Source organism: Streptomyces sp. NPDC127197, from assembly GCF_042672405.1.
Lineage (GTDB): Bacteria > Actinomycetota > Actinomycetes > Streptomycetales > Streptomycetaceae > Streptomyces > Streptomyces flavusporus.
Genome location: NZ_JBHXVG010000001.1, coordinates 1 through 18,645, shown reverse-complemented (window position 1 = coordinate 18,645; position 18,645 = coordinate 1). Strand labels below are relative to the sequence as shown.

The following is an 18,645-nucleotide window of genomic DNA, read 5'->3' as shown; positions in this document are numbered from 1 at the left end:
ACTTAAAGGCCCCTCAGTCCCATTCCAGGCCGCCGCGCCGCCACACGTACGCGTACGCGACGAAGACGGTGAGCACGAAGAGCAGCATCTCCACGAGCCCGAACACCCCCAGGGCGTCGAACGTGACGGCCCAGGGGTAGAGGAAGACGATCTCGATGTCGAAGACGATGAAGAGCATCGCCGTCAGGTAGTACTTGATGGGGAAGCGCCCGCCACCGGCCGGCGTGGGGGTCGGCTCGATACCGCACTCATAAGCCTCGAGCTTGGCCCGGTTGTACCGCTTCGGACCGATCAGCGTGGCCATGACCACGGAGAAGATCGCAAAGCCTGCCCCGAGGGCTCCCAGTACGAGGATGGGCGCATACGCGTTCACCGCTCCTCGCTCCTCTCAGTCGGCACTGACTGCTGGCGGTTTGCATCGGGCTTCACGCCTGCCTCACCGGCCCCACGAACCCCGCTCGTCCCGGCGAAGATCGAGAACATGTGAAGCAGGTCACAAGCCCAACTGCCTCGCATCTTATGCCCGCCGCTCTGTGATCTGCGACACGGGGTATTCCACAAGCTTTGTGATCTCCACCACCTGATGAAGGATCATGAAGTCGGATGAGCGGCGATCTTCGTACATGAAGCGTTCAAGTGATCACCAGACGTGACATTTCTGCTCGTCTGCGCAGCTCGGAGGGGTCGTCTCAATATCAAGAGACTTCCGCTGCATGCAAATTGGCGATGGACGTTGCGTCCTGATAGTGGGCGGCGTTCACACATCAGAGGGAGGAGGGCGCCGCGGTGTGGACGCGTGCACGCGTTCACGAGCGCCACGGGCGGATGCGCGCGGCAGACGCCGCGGCCGCGGTGACCGTTCCGTGACCTCCGTCACATCCATGAGAGGCGCCCAAGAAGGAGGCTTGGCCAACCACCCCAACGAGTGGTAAGCGGGGGGCAATTCGGACCAAACGAAGAAAGCCCATGATCACAGGCTTGATGGGCCGCGTCCGCAATGTCCGTTACGGCGTCAATAAGGAAAGTAACGCCAGGGTTTCGGGTGCCGGTTGAACAACTGTGGCGCACCACACGTTCCTTGAAGGTATGGAGGAGCCCCTGATACCGGTTGTTCCCATGTCCCACACCGCTCACATACGAAGCCACCGAAAACCCCGCCCGCGCAGCGCCTCGACGCTCGCGATGCGGGCCGGAGTTGCCGGTGGCATCCTCAGCACCGTGGCAGTGGCGGGTGCGTCGGCTTCGGCGAATGCCGCCGAGCCGGTGACGCAGACGCTCGAACTGCCCACTCTGACGGCCGACCTGTCCGTCCAGGTCGCCCAGTCCGCGGACGTCACCCAGCAGGCGGCCGCGAACTATGAGCTGCAGGCCGAGCGTGACGCGGCCGCCGCCCAGGCCGCCAAGGAGGCCAAGGCCGACCTCGCGGAGGCCAAGAAGAAGGCCGAGGCCCGCAAGAAGGCCGCGGAGGAAGCACGGCAGGCCGCCGCCGAGCGTGCCGCGCGCGACGCCGAGCGGGCCACCCTCTCCACGACCGCCGAGGCCTCCACGTCCACGACGGCGTCCGCGCCGGCCAGCGGCAGCGTCGCGACGGTCATCTCCTTCCTCCAGGCACAGGTGGGCGACGCCTACGTCATGGGCGCCACCGGCCCCAACGCCTGGGACTGCTCCAGCCTCGTCCAGGCCGCCTTCAAGCAGGTCGGCGTGGACCTCCCCCGCGTGTCGCAGGACCAGTCGATGGTGGGCACCGACATCCCCCTGTCCGACATCCAGGTCGGCGACATCCTGTACTGGGGCGGCAAGGGTTCGGCGTACCACACGGGTGTGTACATCGGGAACGGCCAGTACCTGGACGCGGCCAACCCCTCCAAGGGCGTCGTCATCCAGGACCTCTCCGGCTACCCGGCGTCGGGCGCGGTGCGCGTGCTCTGACGCAGGGCACATCGACGTACGGAAGGGCCGCAGCCGCTCGGGGGCAGCGGCCCTTCCGTCTGCCTGTTCTGTTGTCATGGGTGCGGGAGGGCAGGGACGGGCGGCAACGGCCGGAAGGCCGATTGCCGGCCACCTGCAGCACCTCACACACCGGTCAACAGAAGGAGAGACAGCGATGCCGAGCGTCTTCGTGCAGGGACGGCCCGTCGACTCGTATCCCCCGCTCGCGCCCGAGGCCCGGCGCGGCAAGGTGCGGCGGATCACCGAGGTCGGTGAGGAGGTCCTGCACAAGCCGTGCCGGGACGTCACCGAGTTCGGACCCGACCTCGCCGCCCTCATCGACGACATGTTCCTCACCATGTACATCGCCGACGGGGCGGGGCTCGCCGCGAACCAAGCCGGTGTCGATTTGCGCCTGTTCGTGTACGACTGCCCGGACGACGAAGGTGTCCGACATGTCGGACACATCGTCAACCCGGTGCTGGAACCGCTCGACCCGGCCGGGCGACGGCTGCTCGACGAGAGCGAGGGATGTCTGTCGGTGCCGGGCGCGGTGATGGACGTAGCGCGTCCGGACCGGGCCGTCGTCCGCGGGTACGACCAGGAGGGCCGGCCGCTGGTGATCGAGGGGACCGGGTACTTCGCCCGCTGCCTCGCGCACGAGACCGATCACGTCAACGGGCACGTGTACCTGGACCGGCTCTCCAGCCGGGAGCGGAAAGCGGCGCTGCGGCAGGTGGCGGACCGGCGGGAGGAGGTGTTTGCCCGCCGGGTCGCCAAGGCGGCCGCGTTGAGCGGCTGATCAGGCCTTCGGGGCGACCTTGCTCAGCCCGTTGATGATCCGGTCCATCGCGTCGCCGCCCGTCGGGTCGGTGAGGTTGGCGAGCAGCTTCAGGGTGAACCTCATGAGCATGGGGTGCGTGAGGCCGCGCTGGGCCGCGATCTTCATGACCTTCGGGTTGCCGATGAGCTTCACGAAGGCGCGGCCGAGGGTGTAGTAGCCGCCGTAGGTGTCCTTGAGCACGCGCGGGTAGCGCTGGAGCGCGGCCTCCCGCTGGGCCGGCGTGGCCCGCGCGTGCGCCTGGACGATGACGTCGGCGGCGATCTGACCGGACTCCATGGCGTAGGCGATGCCCTCACCGTTGAAGGGGTTCACCAGGCCGCCGGCGTCGCCGACCAGCAGCAGCCCCTTCGTGTAGTGGGGCTGGCGGTTGAAAGCCATCGGCAACGCCGCCCCGCGAATGGGCCCGGTCATGTTGTCGGGCGTGTAGCCCCATTCCTCGGGCATGGACGCGCACCACGCCTTCAGCACCTCCCGCCAGTCCAGCTCCTTGAAGGAGTCGGAGGTGTTCAACACGCCGAGGCCCACATTGGACGTGCCGTCGCCCATGCCGAAGATCCAGCCGTAGCCGGGGAGCAGCCGGTCCTCGCCGGGACCGCGGCGGTCCCACAGCTCCAGCCAGGACTCCAGGTAGTCGTCCTCGTGGCGCGGGGAGGTGAAGTACGTACGGACCGCGACGCCCATCGGCCGGTCCTCGCGGCGGTGCAGGCCCATCGCGAGGGAGAGGCGGGTGGAGTTGCCGTCGGCGGCCACCACGAGCGGCGCATGGAAGGTGACCTCGCGCTTCTCCTCACCGAGCTTGGCGTGCACGCCGGTGATGCGGCCGGTGCGGTCGTCGATGACCGGAGCGCCGACGTTGCAGCGCTCGTACAGGCGCGCCCCCGCCTTCTGGGCCTGCCGGGCGAGCTGCTCGTCGAAGTCGTCGCGCTTGCGGACGAGGCCGTAGTCGGGGAAGGAGGCGAGATCCGGCCAGTCCAGCTGCAGCCGCACACCGCCGCCGATGATCCTGAGCCCCTTGTTGCGCAGCCAGCCGGCCTCCTCGGAGATGTCGATGCCCATCGCCACGAGCTGCTTGGTGGCGCGTGGGGTGAGGCCGTCGCCGCAGACCTTCTCCCGCGGGAACTCGGTCTTCTCCAGGAGCAGTACGTCGAGTCCGGCCTTGGCGAGGTAGTACGCCGTCGTGGAGCCGGCCGGTCCCGCGCCCACGACGATCACATCGGCGGTGTTCTCGGAGAAGGGCTCGGAGACGGGCTGGGAGTGGGGCTCGGTCACGGCGGTCACGGCTGGATCTCCCCAAGTTCGGAAACTGTGTGCCGACCGGCACTGGACATGGGCAGTCTATGCAGCAGAATTGATCAACCGGCTGAAGGGATACCCAGTGAACCGAGCTCTCCCCGTGGTACGGCTGCGTGTCCCCACCGACGAGGACGCCGTGGCGTGGCACCGGGTTTTCGACCACCCGGACGTCATGGAGTTCCACGGCGGCAAGTCCGCCGACCTGTCCGTCTACGAGGAGCTCACCGCCCGTCAGCGCAAGCACGATGCCGAGCTGGGCTTCTGTCTGTGGACGATGCTCGACGCGGAGGACCGGGTCATCGGCTTCACCGGCGCGCAGCCGTGGCCGCGGGAGTGGGGCCCGAAGGGTGAGATCGAGATCGGCTGGCGGCTGGGGCGGGAGCACTGGGGCCGGGGGTACGTCACCGCAGCCGCGCAGATGACGCTGGAGCGGGTGCGCGCGACGGGCGTGGGCAGCGTGGTGGCGATGGTCAACGCGCGCAACACCCGGTCGATCGCGGTCACCCAGCGGCTGGGCATGCACCTCGCCGAGACCTTCACCAGCCCCGAGTCGGATCTGCTGGGGCACTGCTACCGACTTGAGCTGCGGCAGATGTGACAGACTGTAACGGCCAGCTACAGAAAGCCACTTGACGCTTCCGGACCGCACCCCGGGCGGTTACCCTTCCAGTACCGCTGGGGGGTGACATCTGTGCGCATCACACCCAAGACGCCCGAAGTGCGCGTGCCCAAGTTCGTCGGACTGATGGCCGTGGACGCCCGCGAGACGGCCGAGACACACGGAGTGCTGCTCGCCGCGCCCGACCGGCCCGACTTCCATCTCACCGTCGTCGACTACGTCGTACGGCAGTACCCGCTGCCCGGCGTCGAGGTGCCCCGCGGTGCCGTCGTCACCGTGTGGTTCGACTTCGGCGAGGGCGGGGGCGGCGGTGGCGCGGGCGTCCGCGAACCGCGCCTGCCGAAGCCGCCCGGGGGCGGGCTGCAACGCGAGCTGGACGCACCGGGGCATGCGTTCGAGGTGATCCGGTGAGCGCCCGCCCCGAAGGTGGTTTCAGGCCTTGAACCCCCGGTGCAGCGCCACGACTCCACCCGTGAGGTTCCGCCACGCCACCCTCGACCAGCCGGCCTTGCGCAGCCGTTCGGCCAGCGCGGGCTGGTCGGGCCAGGCGCGGATGGACTCGGCGAGGTAGACGTACGCCTCCGGGTTCGACGACACCGCCCGGGCGACCGGCGGCAACGCCCGCATCAGGTACTCGGTGTACACCTTGCGGAACGGCTCCCAGGTCGGATGCGAGAACTCGCAGATCACGACACGCCCGCCCGGCCGGGTCACCCGGTACATCTCGCGCAGCGCGGCGTCCGTGTCCTGTACGTTGCGCAGCCCGAAGGAGATGGTGACGGCGTCGAACACGTCGTCCCTGAAGGGCAGCCGCGTCGCGTCGCCCGCCGTCAGCGGCAGCCAGGGGTGTTTCTGCTTGCCGACCTGGAGCATGCCGAGGGAGAAGTCGCAGGGGACGACATACGCGCCCGCCCGCGTGAAGGGCAGCGAGGAGGTCGCCGTACCAGCGGCCAGGTCCAGGACCTTCTGTGCGGGCCGGGCGTCGACCGCCTTCGCGACCTCCCTGCGCCACACCCGGTCCTGGCCGAGCGACAGCACGTCGTTCGTCAGGTCGTACCGTTCCGCGACGTCGTCGAACATCGAGGCGACTTCGTGCGGCTGCTTGTTCAGGGATGCGCGGGTCACGGGCCCCATTCTTGCAGCCCGCGTTCACGGGAGGAGTCTGGGCTTCTTCCGCGCCGCCACGTCCTCCACCCACCCGCACAGCAGCACGAAGCCGGCGATCAGCACCCATCCCACGCCGAACAGGAACCACTGGCTCTCCAGCGGCAGGTACGCCTCGAACGCGGGCACCTTCCAGAACTGGTCGATCAGCGGGACGGCGAGGATCAGGGCGATCTCGTGCCACAGGTAGACGGTCACCGCGCGCGCGTTGAAGACCGTCACGATCCGGTCGAGCCGGCGGAACCGGGGGAGCCCGGCGAAGTCGATCCGGAAGCGGGCTTTCGCCCACATCAGCAGCGTCACGAATCCCGCCGACCAGAAGGCCTGCGCGAGCGGGATCTCGTCCAGGTCGTAGGTGCCGTAGTCGGCCTGGTGCGTGACGGCGTACCAGCCGCCGTAGCCGAGCGCGGCGAGCGACAGGACGACCACCACGGCCGGTTTCATCCGCTGCAGGACGCCGTCGCGGTGCGCGAAACCGAGGAGCCAGCAGAAGAGGTACGTCGCCAGGTCGGTGAGCGCGCTGCCCAGCCGGTCGTCGGGCGGCTGCCAAGCGAACTCGAACACCGCGACGGGGACGAGGGACAGCAGCAGCACGGGCACCGGCGCGAGCCGGAACACCCGCAGCAGAAACGGGGAGAGGAGGACGAACCAGAGGTACGTCCGCAGGTACCAGAGGATCTCGTACGCCTGCATGCCCCACGTGTTGCCCGGCGGGTCTCCGAGCGGAACGATCCAGTAGACGATCTGCCATCCCGGCATCCAGTCGTGGATCAGCATCGCGACGACCACGAAGAAGCCCCAGAACCAGAAGGGCGGGAGCAGTCTTCGGACGCGGCTCCTGATGACCGTCAGGGCGGGGCGTTCCAGGGACTTCGCCATCAGGGTGCCGGCCAGGGCGAACATGACCCCCATCGAGGGGAAGACCATGCCCGCCCAGGGCCAGCCGAAGGCGTGGTAGGTGACGACGCGGATGAGGGCGGCGGCACGGAGGGTGTCGAAGTAGCGGTCCCTGGCACCGCTGCCCACAGCGGCAGCCGCAGCAATCGGACGGCCCTTGCGATGCGAGCCCACCTCAGCCCGCCCCCGCCGGTGTCCCCACCTCGCCCGTCCGCTTCAGCTTCTGCCAGCGCAGGCGGCCGCCGGTGAGGGCGGTGATGCAGGAGTGGATGAGGACGAGGTACATCATCTGGCGGTAGGCCAGTTGTTGCAGCGGCATCATCAGCAGGTAGCGGTACTTCTCACGGTCCAGGCGGAAGGCGTACGCCGCACAGAGCAGCTGGATGCCCAGCACTGCCAGCCATGCGAGCAGTGCCGCCCTGAAGTCGATGAAGATCATCGAGTAGACGGTGAAGACGTCGATCAGTGGGGCGAAGACGGGCGTGATGATCTGGAAGACGACCACGAGCGGCATGCCCACGCGGCCGAAGCGGCCCGAAGGGCCCGTGTCCGTGAGGGACCTGCGGTGCTTCCAGAGGGCTTGCATCGTGCCGTACGACCACCGGTACCGCTGCGACCACAGCTGCTTCAGCGAACCCGGCGCCTCCGTCCAGGCCTTGGCGTGCTCCTGGTAGACGACCCGCCAGCCCGCGCGGTGCATGGCGATGGTGATGTCGGTGTCCTCGGCGAGGGTGTCCTCGCTCATCCCCCCGACCTCGAGCACCGCGCCCCGGCGGAACGCGCCGATCGCGCCGGGGATGGTCGGCATGCAGCGCAGCAGGTCGTACATCCGCCGGTCGAGGTTGAAGCCCATCACGTACTCGATGTGCTGCCAGGCGCCGATGACGGTGTTGCGGTTGCCGACCTTGGCGTTGCCCGCGACGGCGCCGACGCCGGGGTCGGCGAAGGGCTGCACCAGCTGCCGTACGGTGTCGGCTTCGAAGACGGTGTCGCCGTCCATCATCACGACGATGTCGTGACTGGCGCTGCGGACACCGTTGTTCAACGCCGCCGGCTTGCCCGCGTTCTCCTGCCGGATGACCCGGACGTTCGTCATGCCGAGCTCGTGGGCCGCACTGCGCGCGATCTCGGACGTACCGTCCGTCGAACCGTCGTCGACGACGATGATCTCGATGGGATGCGTGCTCTGCGCCAGCGACCTGAGGGTGTTGGCGATGCACTCCTTCTCGTTGTACGCCGGGACGATCACGCTCACCGGTTCGGTGACCGGCGGTCCCCAGCTGAACCGGCGTCTGTTGCGCTGCCGGTAGTGGCGCCGGGCGAGCAGCAGCATCATGCCGAACCGGCCCATGACCGCGCAGCCGACCACGGCCAGCCCGACCGCAAGGCCCGGGACCGTCCACTCGGCGACGGCGACGGCCGCGACGAGGGCCTTGCCCTCGTAGAGGGTGGCGCCGGTGGCGGTGCGGTGGGCGGCCTGGAGACCGCCGGGTGCGGCACCGGCCTGGGCACCGGCCACGCCCGGGGCACCCGAAGGCTGTCCGCCGGCCGGCTGGTTCGCCGCCTGACCAGCGGCGTCCTGCTCCTGCATGACGCCGCTGATCGTGGTGAAGGTGTACCCCTTCGCCTTCATCTTCTTGATGTACGCCGGCAGCGCCTTGATCGTCTGCGAGCGCTCACCGCCCGCGTCGTGGAACAGCACCGACGCACCCTCACCGCTCTCCGGCGTGGCGCCCTTGATGATCTGCGAGACGCCCGGCCGCTTCCAGTCGTCGCTGTCGGTGTCGATGAAGACGCTGGTGTAACCGTCCTCGCCGAGCTTCCGGTAGACGGGCCAGCTGTAGTTGTCGACGGCGTCCGTCTCCGAGGAGTACGGGGCACGGAACAGCGTGGTCGTGATGCCGGCCGCACCCGCCAGGGCGAGCTGCGTCTGCTGCATCTCGCGCTCGACTCGGGCGTCGCTCTGGTAGGAGAGGTCGACGTGGGTGAAGGTGTGGATGCCCACCTCGTTGCCCTGCTCGACCATGTCCTCGACGATGCCCGGGTAGCGCGACACCATCGAGCCGACCACGAAGAACGTGGCCGGGACGTCGTACTCCTGAAGGATTTCCAGGACCTGGGGCGTCCAGGTCGGGTTCGGGCCGTCGTCGAAGGTCAGCGCGATCGTCTTGTCCGGGACGGAGACGGTGGTCGCCTGACCGCCCCGGAAGGTGAGGATCGGCCCGCCGTTCAGGACGTCGTCGGGGACCTCGCTCGAGCTGGCCCCGGTGCGCACGCGCTGGTCGCCGCCGACCTCGGCGCGCAGATAGCCGTCGAGCAGCATGATGCTGGTCAGCGCGAGCAGGAGCAGCAGGGCGAGGATGACACGCGGTTTCTGCAGGGCCGCGGCCCGGCCGGCCGCCCGCTCGATACGGGTGGGGGCGCGCCGGCGCCCGCGTGGGGAAGTCGTCGTCATGAGGGTGGGTGCGTTCCGGTCAGTTGGCGGCGGCGACGGCCGACGCGGACGAGGTCGGGGGCGGGGACGGGACTGCGGCGCCCGAGGGCGGCGCGGACGGAGTGCCGCCGGGCGGGACCGCTCCGTTGCCGGGACCGCCCTGCGGGGCGGGATCACCCTGGCCGTTCGCCCCGCCCGCGAAGGGCAGCAGCGAGGACGGGTTCAGCGAGGTGCCCCAGCCCATGAAGGCCGCGCCGAGCACGACCGCGTAGCCGAGGCAGGCGACGCCGAGAAGGAGTCCGATCCGGCGCAGCAGCCTGGCCCGGCGCCCGGAGTTGTCAACGAACACGGGTCCCGCTGCGGAGCCGGGGGCGGAGGCGGACCCGTTGCCGCGTTTGCGACGGCGACCGCGCGGAGCGGCGCGGTTTTCGATGGCAGGCTCGGAATGCATTCCCCGGAGAGTAGGGAGCCTTTATGTGCGCTTCTCTCTGGTCTGCATGTGAGACAGCCATGAGAAAGGCCCCAGCCTGTCCGTTCCCTGAGAGAATTCCCGGACGCCCGGATATACCACCACAAAACGCCAATCCCGTGTGAGAGATTTCGGATTCGGAAATCGGACACCACGAGAGCGGGTACATGCGCCATGAGGAGTTTCCTGAAGCCGGTCGCCGGGCTCACCTGTCTGTTTGCCCTGGCAACGGCAGGATGCTCGGCGGGCTCCAGCAGCTCCTCCGACGCGGCCCCGGCGGCACCCACGTCGCCGTCGCAGTCGGCCGCCTCCACCACCTCGTACGCCCCGTACGTCAGTGCCACGACCGCCTCCGACAACGACGCGGCCGGCTCCCCGGCGACGTACAACCTGGCCTTCGTGATCTCGGACGGCAGCGACTGCACACCCGAGTGGAACGGCACCCACGCCATCGACGACTCGACGGTGACGTCCCGCATCTCCCGGCTGACGGAGTCCGGCGCCGACGTACGCGTCTCCTTCGGCGGCGCCTCCGGCAAGGAACTGGCGGCGAGTTGTGACAGCGCGCAGGAGCTGGCGCAGGCATACGCCGATGCACTGGACGCGGCCGGTGCCACCCGGGCCGACTTCGACATCGAGGGCGACGAGCTGACCGACTCCGACTCGGTCGCCCTGCGGTCGGAGGCGATCGCGGCGCTGCAGGAGGAACGGCCGGACCTGGAGGTGTCGTTCACGCTCCCGGTGATGCCGTCCGGCCTGGACGACGACAGCGTCGCCCTGCTCGAATCGGCCAACGACCACCAAGTCCAGGTCTCCACGGTCAACCTCATGACCATGAACTACGGCAGCTCCTACACCGGCGACATGGGCGGCTACGCCGAACAGTCCGCCACGGCCGCCCACGACCAACTGGCCGACATCTTCGGCCTGTCCGACTCCGCCGCCTGGCAGGGCATGGCGCTCACCTCGATGATCGGCGTGAACGACGTCGACAATGAGACGTTCACGCTCCAAGACGCCGTCCAGGTACGGGAGTTCGCGGAGGAGAAGGGGATCGCCTGGGTGTCGATGTGGTCGACGTTCCGCGACCGGCAGTGTGCGGACGAGGACGCGGCGCAGGACGACGCGTCGACCAACTGCAGCGGGGTGGAACAGAGTTCGGGGGCCTTCGGGGAGGCATTCGCCGGCTGACCGCTATCGGCGGCGGTAGACGATCCGCCCCGCCACCACCGTGGCCACACAGCTCCCGCCCCCGCGCTCGGCCAGCTCGTCCTCGTCCCGTACGTCGAACACGGCGAACCGTGCGGCGGACCCGCTCTCCCGCTCCGGCGGAAACTCCACCGGCACCCCGGAGGCGAACGGATCGAGCGCGGGCACTCCCCCAGGCACCCCGAGCCGCCCCACCACCCCGATCCCGGACCGCCGTACGGCAGCCACCACGACCCGGTTGCGCAGCTCCCCCGCCACCGCGACCGTCCCGTTCGCCAGCATCCGCTGCACCCCGCGCCGGGCGCTGGCCCCCCAGCGGGCCTCGTCCATGGGGAGCGCGGCGAGCGCGTCCCCGGTCAGCGGTTCGGTGCCGAGGGTGTCGGCCTCGCGCGGGTCCGGGTGGTAGGCCTGCTCCAGCAGCTCGGGCCCGTGCAGGTTGACCAGCCCCGGGGTGAGAATGCCGGGCCACTGCCGCACCCGCGCCTGCGGATGCGCGGCGAGGAGTTCCTCCAGGGTGCCGACGGCGGCGATCCACTCACCGCGCACGGCCAGGCATTGGCCCCTGGAGTCGGCGTGCAGTGTCAGCAACTCAGTTGGAAGCGAGCAGCTTCAACTCGGGATGAGCCGTGCCGCCCTCGATCGCCGTGGACGAGATGTGGGACATGACGCGGTCGTCGACGGGGTCGTTCGCCGGGTCGTCGTGGACGACGAGGTGCTCGTACGTCGTGGAGCGCTGGGCCGGGACGCGGTCCGCCGTACGGATCATCTCGATCATTTCCAGCAGGTTGGAGCGGTGCTTGGCACCGGCCGCCGAGACGACGTTCTCCTCCAGCATGATCGAGCCGAGGTCGTCCGCGCCGTAGTGCAGCGTCAGCTGGCCGGCGTCCTTGCCGGTGGTCAGCCAGGAGCCCTGGATGTGGGCGACGTTGTCGAGGAAGAGACGGGCGATCGCGATCATCCGCAGGTACTCGAAGATGGTGGCCTGCGTGCGGCCCTTCAGGTGGTTGTTCTGCGGCTGGTAGAGGTACGGGATGAAGGCGCGGAAGCCGCCCGTGCGGTCCTGTACGTCACGGATCATCCGCAGGTGCTCGATCCGCTCGGCGTTGGTCTCGCCGGTGCCCATGAGCATCGTCGACGTGGACTCGACACCGAGGTTGTGCGCCGTCTCCATGATCTCCAGCCAGCGCTCGCCGCTCTCCTTCAGCGGGGCGATGGCCTTGCGCGGCCGCTCGGGGAGCAGCTCGGCACCGGCGCCGGCGAAGGAGTCGAGGCCGGCGGCGTTGATCCGCCGGATGGCCTCCTCCACGGACACGCCCGAGATCTTCGCCATGTGCTCGACCTCGCTCGCCCCCAGGCTGTGGATGACGAGCTGCGGGAACTCCTTCTTGATGGCCGAGAAATGCTTCTCGTAGTACTCCACGCCGTAGTCCGGGTGGTGACCGCCCTGGAACATGATCTGCGTACCGCCGAGCTCGACGGTCTCCGCGCACCGGCGCAGGATGTCGTCCAGGTCGCGCGTCCAGCCCTTCGCCGTGTCCTTCGGCGGCGCGTAGAAGGCGCAGAACTTGCACGCCGTGACGCAGACGTTCGTGTAGTTGATGTTCCGCTCGATGATGTACGTCGCGATGTGCTCGACGCCGGCGTAACGGCGGCGGCGTACGGCGTCGGCGGCGGAACCCAGTGCGTGCAGGGGCGCGTCGCGGTAGAGGTCGAGGGCTTCTTCGGGGGTGATCCGTCCGCCGGCCGCGGCACGGTCGAGCACAGACTGGAGGTCGGCCTTCTCGGTCACCGAAGCGTCCCTTTCGTCAAGGGTTGTGGACGGACTGAACCAGCCTACGCCAGCCGTTTTCCCGCGTTGCCGTCAGGCCGCGCCCACGAGCAGGCCGGTATACGCCCCGGCGAGCAGAAACGGCCCGAACGGAATCGCCGTCTTGCGCCCCGCCTTCCGTACGACGACGAGGGCACCCCCGTACAGCGCCCCGAACACGAACCCCGCGAAGGTCCCGAGCAGCACGGCCTGCCACCCGTACCACCCGAGCACCGCCCCCGCCCCGAGCGCCAGCTTCACATCGCCGAAGCCCATGCCGCTGGGGTTGATCAGGAAGAGGACGAAGTATCCGGCGCCGAGCGCGAGGGCACCGAGCAGGGCGGTCGTCCAGTCGCCGGCGTGCCCGGGCAGCAGCGCGACCAGGCCGAGCAGGACGAGGGCGGTGGCCGCGAGGGGCAGGGTGAGCACATCGGGCAGCCGCTGCACCCGCAGGTCGACGACCGCGAGCAGCACACCGACGGGCACGATCAGCAGCCAGACGCCGAGTTCGGGCCGGGAGCCGGTGACGGCGGCGAGGGCGGCGCAGAGGAGGGCGGTGACTGTGGCGAGGAGGGGGGTGTTGGGGCCGTACGAAGGTGGTGGGGTCGCCGGGAGAGGGGCACTGGAGCTGTACGACTCCATGAGGTGAGCGCTGGGACCGGTGGAGGACGGGTCCGCCGTACATTCCGCGCACCGCGCCCACCCGATCCACCCCCGGATGGCATGCCCGCCCGGGCACCGCTCCCGCCAGTCCTCCTCGGACGGCACGGAGAACCGATACGCGGCCCGCGGCAGCAGCACGCCGGCCGCCGCTCCCCACACGGCCGCGCAGGCGACCAGCACGGACCCGCTCACGCCCCGCTCATCCCGCCGCGGCGACGCCGTTGCGCCAGGTCGGGAGCAGCTCGTCGAGGAGCGCCTCGGTGCGCGCCGGCAGTCCGCGCGCCCCGCTGCGGCCGACCAGGTCGGCGGCGAGGGCCTGGAGCCGTGCGAGGTCGTCGGTGGCGTGGGTGGCGCGCAGCAACTCGTTCCACAGCCGAAGTATGGCAGCGGCGCCTGGTCCCTAACCATGCGTCATCGCCGGGGACGATCAACGAACTACGCCGCGACGAGGTCGCACCACACGTACTTGCCGCGACTGCCCTCCCTGGCCAGCGGCTGCCACCCCCACAGGTCGGCGCAGGCGCGGACGAGAGCCAGCCCGCGGCCGCGCTCCGCTTCGGCGAGGGATTCCACCGGCGCCGGCGGATCGGGCGGCGCAGGATCCGCGTCCCACGCCCCGATCCGCAACACCCCCGCCGCCCACCGCACACGCAGAGCGGCGGGCCCCTTGGTGCGCAGTACGGCGTTGGCGACCAGCTCCGTCGCGAGCAACTCGGCCGTGTCGGTGAGGCGGATGAGGCCGTGCATGGTGAGGATCAGCCGGAGGGTACGGCGACAGACGGTGACGGCGCGGGGATCGTGAGGGATGTACAGGGTGTACTCCCAAGGGGCGGCGGTTTCGTTGTCGGGCATGGGTGAGCTCCGTTCGGCGCAGGGAAGTTGCGACGCAGGCGGTGTCATTGCCGCACCCGTCATGGCAGGGCGGAGCGGTGCACTTCCGCTGCGTGTGCGTTACATCACCGACCGTAGAGCAAAAATTTTTCCTCACGCAAGCCGTTGTCGTAACCTGACACTCGAAAGTGGCGCAGAAACAGGCGAGTTCAGTCCGGAGGGCGCATGGCACCAAGGAGCCAACCAACCGCACGACAGGTACGCCTGGGCACCGAACTGCGCAGACTTCGGGAGGCCGCCGGACTGAAGGCCCGCGAAGTGGCGGGGCTGCTCAGCTCGACGTCGGCCCAAATGAGCCAAGTAGAAGCGGGCTTCGCCGGAGTCAGCGAGGAGCGGGTGCGCCGCTTGGCCGCCCACTACGCCTGCGCCGACGAACCCCTGATCGACGCCCTGGTGGCGATGGCCACCGACCGTACGGCGGGGTGGTGGGAGGAGTTCCGGGGCATCCTGCCTCCGGTGTTCCTGGATGTCGCCGAGTTGGAGCATCACGCGACGTTCCTGCGCGAGGTCGTGATCACGCACGTACCGGGGCTGTTGCAAACGCCGGACTACGCCCGCGCGGTCTTCGGCTACATGGTCCCGGAGCTGCCCGAGAGCGAGCTGACTCCGCGGATCGAGCACCGGATGAAACGGAGGGCTGTGGTCGAAGGGGACTCCCCTGCCCCGTACGAAACCATCGTCCACGAAGCCGCCCTGCGTATCCGCGTGGCTGGTCGCAAGGTGACCTTGGCCCAACTCCACGAGATCCTGCGTGAGATGGAGCGGGGGCACGTCACGGTGCGCGTCATCCCCTTCGACACAGACGGATTCGCCGGCGCAAGCGCAGCCATGTTGCATGTGGGCGGCCCACTGCCTCGACTGGACACGGTGCTTCGCGACTCACCTAGCGGAACCGCATTCCTGGATGCCGAATCCCAACTGGACCGCTTCCGAACGCTCTTCCGTAAGGTGGAGAAGGCAGCACTTAGTCCCGCCCAGTCGCGGGACTTCATCCACCGTTTGACGAAGGAACTGTGAGGCACCAGGCGTGACAGACCCCCGCCACTGGAAGAAGTCCTCCTACTCCGAGGGAGGCGATGGCAACACCTGCGTGGAAGTCGCGAACCTGCACACCCAAGTAGCCATACGCGACTCCAAGCACCCCACCCACGGCACCCTCACCTTCCCTGCCGCAACCTTCACGGCGTTCCTCGATACCCTCAAGGCCGACCAACTATAGGAACGCACGTACGGGGTTAACGCGTGTCCCACAGGCCGACGGACTGGCACATACTCGACCTGGACAAGGACCCGACCCCCGGCTGGGCCACGATGCGAAGACTCCAGGCAGCCGTACGAGCCACTCTCGCCGTCGCTGTCCTCACCCTCCTGGTCGCCGCGGCCGCCCCAGCCCACGCCGCAGACCCTTCCGTCAATACGCAGGCCACCCATCTGGCATCACATCTGCGCGAAGATCCGGTCTACGTCACCGACCAACTGCCGCGCGAGATACCCCGATCCACGGCTCCCGCGTTCGCCGGACTCGCCGAGCGCACCGGAGTTCCCACGTACGTCCTCGTACTCCCCCTCTGGAGCACAGGCGGCCGAACACTGCTGGACGCGGTGCACGACCGCCTCGGGCGGGACGGACTGTACGTACTGATCGACGAGTCGGGCGTCACGGATGCCGCCGCCTACGGCGTGCGCGCGCCGACCGACGACGCGGTGACCGTCTCTCTCTATGAACTGCCTTACGACGCAGGCCCTTTGCGCAGCTTCCAACGCTTTGCGGAAGTCGTCGCGCAGGGCCCCGAGAGGGCCGCCGATCGGGCGGAGGCGGCACGTGAGAAGTACGACGCCGGGAACGAACCGGCGGACATGTACATCGGCCCGAGCGACCGCGAGAACCAGTCGTTCCTGACCGGTATCGCGCTGACCGCCGTACCTCTGTCGATCCTGATCCTGGTCCCATACGTACGGCGTTGGCGCCGCCGCCTGCCCGGCGCGCAGTCGCGGCAACGGCCCGTCCGCCGCGCACGCGCCTGGATCGTCCCTGCCGTGGCCCTCGTCTCGGCCGCCGCAATAGCCGCCACCGCTCCCACCGTCTTCGACCAGAAGAGGTCGAGCGCCGCCCCGACGCCCACCCCGGACGACCTGACCGCCCGCGCCGACCGCGTCGCGGCGGGACTGAAGCAGGACCCGGTGTACGCCGACCCGGAGAGCCCTCAACTGCTGGACGCCCGACAGCGGGCGCGCCTGCACGACCGCATCCGCGCCTTCGCCCGTTCGGACGGCGGCGGCCCGGTCTACGCCGCCCTCGTACCGCAGCTGCCCGAGGACGAATCCGCCGGCGATTCCGAACTGTTCGCGGCGGCAGTGCACCACCGTGTGGGCAAGGACGGCGTGTACGTCGTCGCCGACCCGTTCAACGGCACGATCGACGTCTTCAACCACGGGCTACGTCTGGACAGCATCGACCTCTACTTCGACCTGCCGGAGTCCATCGCGTACGGGAACGAGGCGGCGGCAGAGGCCGACGACCACCTCATGGCCGAACGCCTCGACCGGCTCATGACCCACCTCGACAAGTCCCCGCGCACAGAGGAGCCGGAGGCCCTCTCCGACCCGGCGCCCGCGCCGAACCCTCGCACGGCCACGACCCTGCCCCGGCTGTACTCCGGCGAGGTCTGGCCCGGCCTGTTCATGGGCGCCGTGGTGGCGATGATGCTGTTCGTGGTCATGTCCGGTGCCCTGGGGATGATCGCCAGGACACTGCGTCGGCGCAGTCCGGAACCGGCGCAGTCCCTGCCCCTCAGCCAGCCGTCCGCCCCGTCCACACGGTTCCTGCGACGCACGGCCCGCACCGAACTCCGCGCTCTGGAACGGTCCTTCACGATGCACCCGCCCGATTCCGCCTCCGCCGCCCACACGCGCGCGGCGGACTGCCGGGAAGCGGCGATGCTGCTGGCGGGCGTGAACGGCGATACGGACCGCTTCGCAGACACGGCAACAGCCACGACGGACCCCGCGACCCTGGTCGCCCTGATCGTCCTCGCCCGCGCGGGCCGGGCCGCGCTCGCCGGTGACGTGGAGGACCGGGTCTGCGGCGTAAACCCCCTGCACGGCCCCGCCGAGACGCGCCGCGACGTCCGAGTGTCAGCCACCGAACGCAACCGCCGACGCTGGCTGCCCGTCTGCACGCGGTGCCTGAACGCGGCCATCGCCGAGCCGAGTTCCGTCCCGGCCCTGCTGCTGACGCTCCCGGCCCCGTCCGGCGGGGACAACGGACGCGTGCCGTACTACGAGGCCGGGGGCCCACTGGCCGCCGTACGGGACGGGGTGCCGCAGCTCGTCCGAAGGGTGCGGGAGGCCATGCTCACCGCCCGCTGACACGCCCGTCTCGGGTCGGGCGGGCGCTACCGCTGTCGCGTCGCCGCCCGGCTCTTGTCCTTCCCCTTCTTACGCAGCTTCCGCAGCCGCTCACGCTCCCGCGCCTGCCGCGCCTCGACAACCGACTGATGCCAGTGGTACTAGAGCCAGCCGATCAGGGCAGCGCTGCCTGATCTCGTAGATCACTTGTCGGGCGCGATCCCCGATCGGATGAAATTCCAGGAACCGATCCAGAGCGCGCCGACCAGCTCACTTGAGTGGGGACCGACAACCTCACACGAATGGATCACCCGTGCCCGAACCACCCGGCCTGTACACGATCGAACTCGAACCCGAGGTGCGCGCCTGGCTCGAAACGCTTCCGTTGCCCGAGTACAGAGCTGTCGAGCGCTTCGCCGACCGGCTCGCCACCGACGGGCCTGCTTTGCCCTTTCCCTTGGCGAGTCACCTCGGCGACGGGCTGCGGGAGCTGCGTATCGGGGCCTTCCGCGTCACCTACTGGCTCGCTCCAGGGCGGCGAGCGGTTCTGCTCACGGTCTTCCGCAAGACTCGTATGTGAGAGACGGACGAAGTGCTGAGGGCGCAGCGGGCGCGGAAGCTGTGCGAGGCCGAACACCCTCCGGCCAGTGAGCACGACGTTTACAGTAGGGACGAGGAGGCCCGATGAGCAGCGGATACCACACCGGCTGGAAGGTCCCGGCCGAGCACCGCGAGGACCCCGCGTACCGCGCCGCCGGGCGCCGTATGGACTTCGCGCAGGCTGTCTACGAACGGCGGTCCGTTCTCGGCTGGACTACCGCCGAGCTGGCCCGTCGGGCTGGCTTGTCCGAAGCGGACATCGAGTCCATCGAGGAGAGCGGTGTCGATCCGACCCTCGAGCTGATCGAACGGCTGGCGACCGCCATGGACGCCGGCGCGCACATCGATCCGCGTACCAGCCCCGAGTTCCGGTTCGAGGACAGCGCTTCCTAATGCCGTTGTCAAGCAGCTGCAGTCGCTGGAGGTGCGACTTGATAGCACCGTCGGTCACGGATCAGGGCCCACAGAACGTTGACGC

General features: G+C 69.2%; 21 protein-coding genes. 10 read left to right on the top strand and 11 right to left on the bottom strand.

The features are described 5' to 3' along the window. Positions 1–13: 13 nt before the first annotated feature. Positions 14–373, bottom strand: coding sequence for an NADH-quinone oxidoreductase subunit A (locus ACFVJQ_RS00105; RefSeq protein WP_007383963.1), 360 nt, complete (start codon positions 371–373; stop codon positions 14–16). Positions 374–1,086: 713 nt separating this feature from the next. Here ACFVJQ_RS00105 and ACFVJQ_RS00100 point away from each other — a divergent pair. Continuing rightward, positions 1,087–1,929, top strand: a complete 843-nt coding sequence (locus ACFVJQ_RS00100; RefSeq protein WP_385512517.1) for a C40 family peptidase — start codon at positions 1,087–1,089, stop codon at positions 1,927–1,929. Positions 1,930–2,104: 175 nt separating this feature from the next. Further along, positions 2,105–2,731, top strand: coding sequence for a peptide deformylase (def, locus tag ACFVJQ_RS00095; protein ID WP_385512518.1), 627 nt, complete (start codon positions 2,105–2,107; stop codon positions 2,729–2,731). Here def and ACFVJQ_RS00090 read toward each other — a convergent pair whose 3' ends face one another. Continuing rightward, a complete protein-coding gene (locus ACFVJQ_RS00090) occupies positions 2,732–4,051 on the bottom strand; it encodes a geranylgeranyl reductase family protein (protein WP_385512519.1) in 1,320 nt (439 codons plus the stop codon). A 97-nt stretch (positions 4,052–4,148) separates the two neighbouring features. Between ACFVJQ_RS00090 and ACFVJQ_RS00085 the strand changes: the two genes are divergently transcribed. Then, entirely contained in the window at positions 4,149–4,664 is a 516-nt protein-coding gene (locus tag ACFVJQ_RS00085; RefSeq protein ID WP_385512520.1) for a GNAT family N-acetyltransferase, read from the top strand. Between the two features lie 93 nt (positions 4,665–4,757). Continuing rightward, positions 4,758–5,096: a PASTA domain-containing protein gene (locus ACFVJQ_RS00080; protein WP_385779740.1), complete on the top strand. Its 339-nt coding sequence runs from the start codon at positions 4,758–4,760 to the stop codon at positions 5,094–5,096. Positions 5,097–5,117: 21 nt separating this feature from the next. Here ACFVJQ_RS00080 and ACFVJQ_RS00075 read toward each other — a convergent pair whose 3' ends face one another. The 4 genes from ACFVJQ_RS00075 to ACFVJQ_RS00060 are packed head-to-tail and all read right to left on the bottom strand — an operon-like array spanning position 5,118 to position 9,631. Continuing rightward, a complete protein-coding gene (locus ACFVJQ_RS00075; protein WP_385512522.1) occupies positions 5,118–5,810 on the bottom strand; it encodes a demethylmenaquinone methyltransferase in 693 nt (230 codons plus the stop codon). Positions 5,811–5,834: 24 nt separating this feature from the next. Next, positions 5,835–6,875: an acyltransferase gene (locus ACFVJQ_RS00070; protein WP_385779737.1), complete on the bottom strand. Its 1,041-nt coding sequence runs from the start codon at positions 6,873–6,875 to the stop codon at positions 5,835–5,837. Between the two features lie 46 nt (positions 6,876–6,921). Continuing rightward, entirely contained in the window at positions 6,922–9,201 is a 2,280-nt protein-coding gene (locus ACFVJQ_RS00065) for a bifunctional polysaccharide deacetylase/glycosyltransferase family 2 protein (protein ID WP_385512524.1), read from the bottom strand. A 19-nt stretch (positions 9,202–9,220) separates the two neighbouring features. Then, a complete protein-coding gene (locus ACFVJQ_RS00060) occupies positions 9,221–9,631 on the bottom strand; it encodes a hypothetical protein (protein WP_385512525.1) in 411 nt (136 codons plus the stop codon). A 192-nt stretch (positions 9,632–9,823) separates the two neighbouring features. Here ACFVJQ_RS00060 and ACFVJQ_RS00055 point away from each other — a divergent pair, with 192 nt between their 5' ends. Next, on the top strand, positions 9,824–10,840 hold the full coding sequence (locus tag ACFVJQ_RS00055; RefSeq protein WP_385779733.1) for a chitinase: 1,017 nt from the start codon (positions 9,824–9,826) through the stop codon (positions 10,838–10,840). Between the two features lie 3 nt (positions 10,841–10,843). On the opposite strand, the gene ACFVJQ_RS00050 is transcribed toward ACFVJQ_RS00055, so the two are convergent. The 5 genes from ACFVJQ_RS00050 to ACFVJQ_RS00030 form a co-directional block, all read right to left on the bottom strand. Then, positions 10,844–11,446, bottom strand: a complete 603-nt coding sequence (locus ACFVJQ_RS00050; protein ID WP_385779730.1) for a hypothetical protein — start codon at positions 11,444–11,446, stop codon at positions 10,844–10,846. 1 nt (position 11,447) lies between these two features. Further along, positions 11,448–12,647 (bottom strand): cyclic dehypoxanthinyl futalosine synthase, encoded by a 1,200-nt coding sequence (mqnC, locus tag ACFVJQ_RS00045; protein WP_385779727.1) that lies wholly within the window; start codon positions 12,645–12,647, stop codon positions 11,448–11,450. Positions 12,648–12,719: 72 nt separating this feature from the next. After that, positions 12,720–13,520, bottom strand: a complete 801-nt coding sequence (locus ACFVJQ_RS00040) for a prepilin peptidase (protein ID WP_385512529.1) — start codon at positions 13,518–13,520, stop codon at positions 12,720–12,722. A 7-nt stretch (positions 13,521–13,527) separates the two neighbouring features. Then, complete coding sequence (locus ACFVJQ_RS00035; RefSeq protein ID WP_385512530.1) at positions 13,528–13,689, bottom strand: hypothetical protein; 162 nt, start codon at positions 13,687–13,689, stop codon at positions 13,528–13,530. A 74-nt stretch (positions 13,690–13,763) separates the two neighbouring features. Next, positions 13,764–14,180, bottom strand: coding sequence for an ATP-binding protein (locus ACFVJQ_RS00030; RefSeq protein WP_385779722.1), 417 nt, complete (start codon positions 14,178–14,180; stop codon positions 13,764–13,766). 204 nt (positions 14,181–14,384) lie between these two features. Between ACFVJQ_RS00030 and ACFVJQ_RS00025 the strand changes: the two genes are divergently transcribed. The 5 genes from ACFVJQ_RS00025 to ACFVJQ_RS00005 all read left to right on the top strand — a co-directional run bounded on the left by ACFVJQ_RS00025 (position 14,385) and on the right by ACFVJQ_RS00005 (position 18,560). Then, entirely contained in the window at positions 14,385–15,236 is an 852-nt protein-coding gene (locus ACFVJQ_RS00025) for a helix-turn-helix domain-containing protein (protein ID WP_385512532.1), read from the top strand. A 10-nt stretch (positions 15,237–15,246) separates the two neighbouring features. Next, positions 15,247–15,438, top strand: coding sequence for a DUF397 domain-containing protein (locus ACFVJQ_RS00020; RefSeq protein WP_385779718.1), 192 nt, complete (start codon positions 15,247–15,249; stop codon positions 15,436–15,438). Positions 15,439–15,461: 23 nt separating this feature from the next. Then, complete coding sequence (locus tag ACFVJQ_RS00015) at positions 15,462–17,588, top strand: hypothetical protein (RefSeq protein ID WP_385779716.1); 2,127 nt, start codon at positions 15,462–15,464, stop codon at positions 17,586–17,588. A gap of 292 nt (positions 17,589–17,880) precedes the next feature. Beyond that, on the top strand, positions 17,881–18,147 hold the full coding sequence (locus ACFVJQ_RS00010; protein WP_385779713.1) for a type II toxin-antitoxin system RelE/ParE family toxin: 267 nt from the start codon (positions 17,881–17,883) through the stop codon (positions 18,145–18,147). Between the two features lie 104 nt (positions 18,148–18,251). After that, positions 18,252–18,560 (top strand): helix-turn-helix domain-containing protein, encoded by a 309-nt coding sequence (locus ACFVJQ_RS00005; protein ID WP_385779710.1) that lies wholly within the window; start codon positions 18,252–18,254, stop codon positions 18,558–18,560. Positions 18,561–18,645 lie beyond the last annotated feature (85 nt).

Coding starts and splice junctions, on each gene's coding strand:
- ACFVJQ_RS00025 (WP_385512532.1), top strand. CDS start 14,385: ATGGCACCAAGGAGCCAACCAACCGCACGACAGGTACGCCTGGGCACC.
- def (WP_385512518.1), top strand. CDS start 2,105: ATGCCGAGCGTCTTCGTGCAGGGACGGCCCGTCGACTCGTATCCCCCG.
- ACFVJQ_RS00060 (WP_385512525.1), bottom strand. CDS start 9,631: ATGCATTCCGAGCCTGCCATCGAAAACCGCGCCGCTCCGCGCGGTCGC.
- ACFVJQ_RS00065 (WP_385512524.1), bottom strand. CDS start 9,201: ATGACGACGACTTCCCCACGCGGGCGCCGGCGCGCCCCCACCCGTATC.
- ACFVJQ_RS00005 (WP_385779710.1), top strand. CDS start 18,252: ATGAGCAGCGGATACCACACCGGCTGGAAGGTCCCGGCCGAGCACCGC.
- ACFVJQ_RS00055 (WP_385779733.1), top strand. CDS start 9,824: ATGAGGAGTTTCCTGAAGCCGGTCGCCGGGCTCACCTGTCTGTTTGCC.
- ACFVJQ_RS00030 (WP_385779722.1), bottom strand. CDS start 14,180: ATGCCCGACAACGAAACCGCCGCCCCTTGGGAGTACACCCTGTACATC.
- ACFVJQ_RS00100 (WP_385512517.1), top strand. CDS start 1,087: ATGGAGGAGCCCCTGATACCGGTTGTTCCCATGTCCCACACCGCTCAC.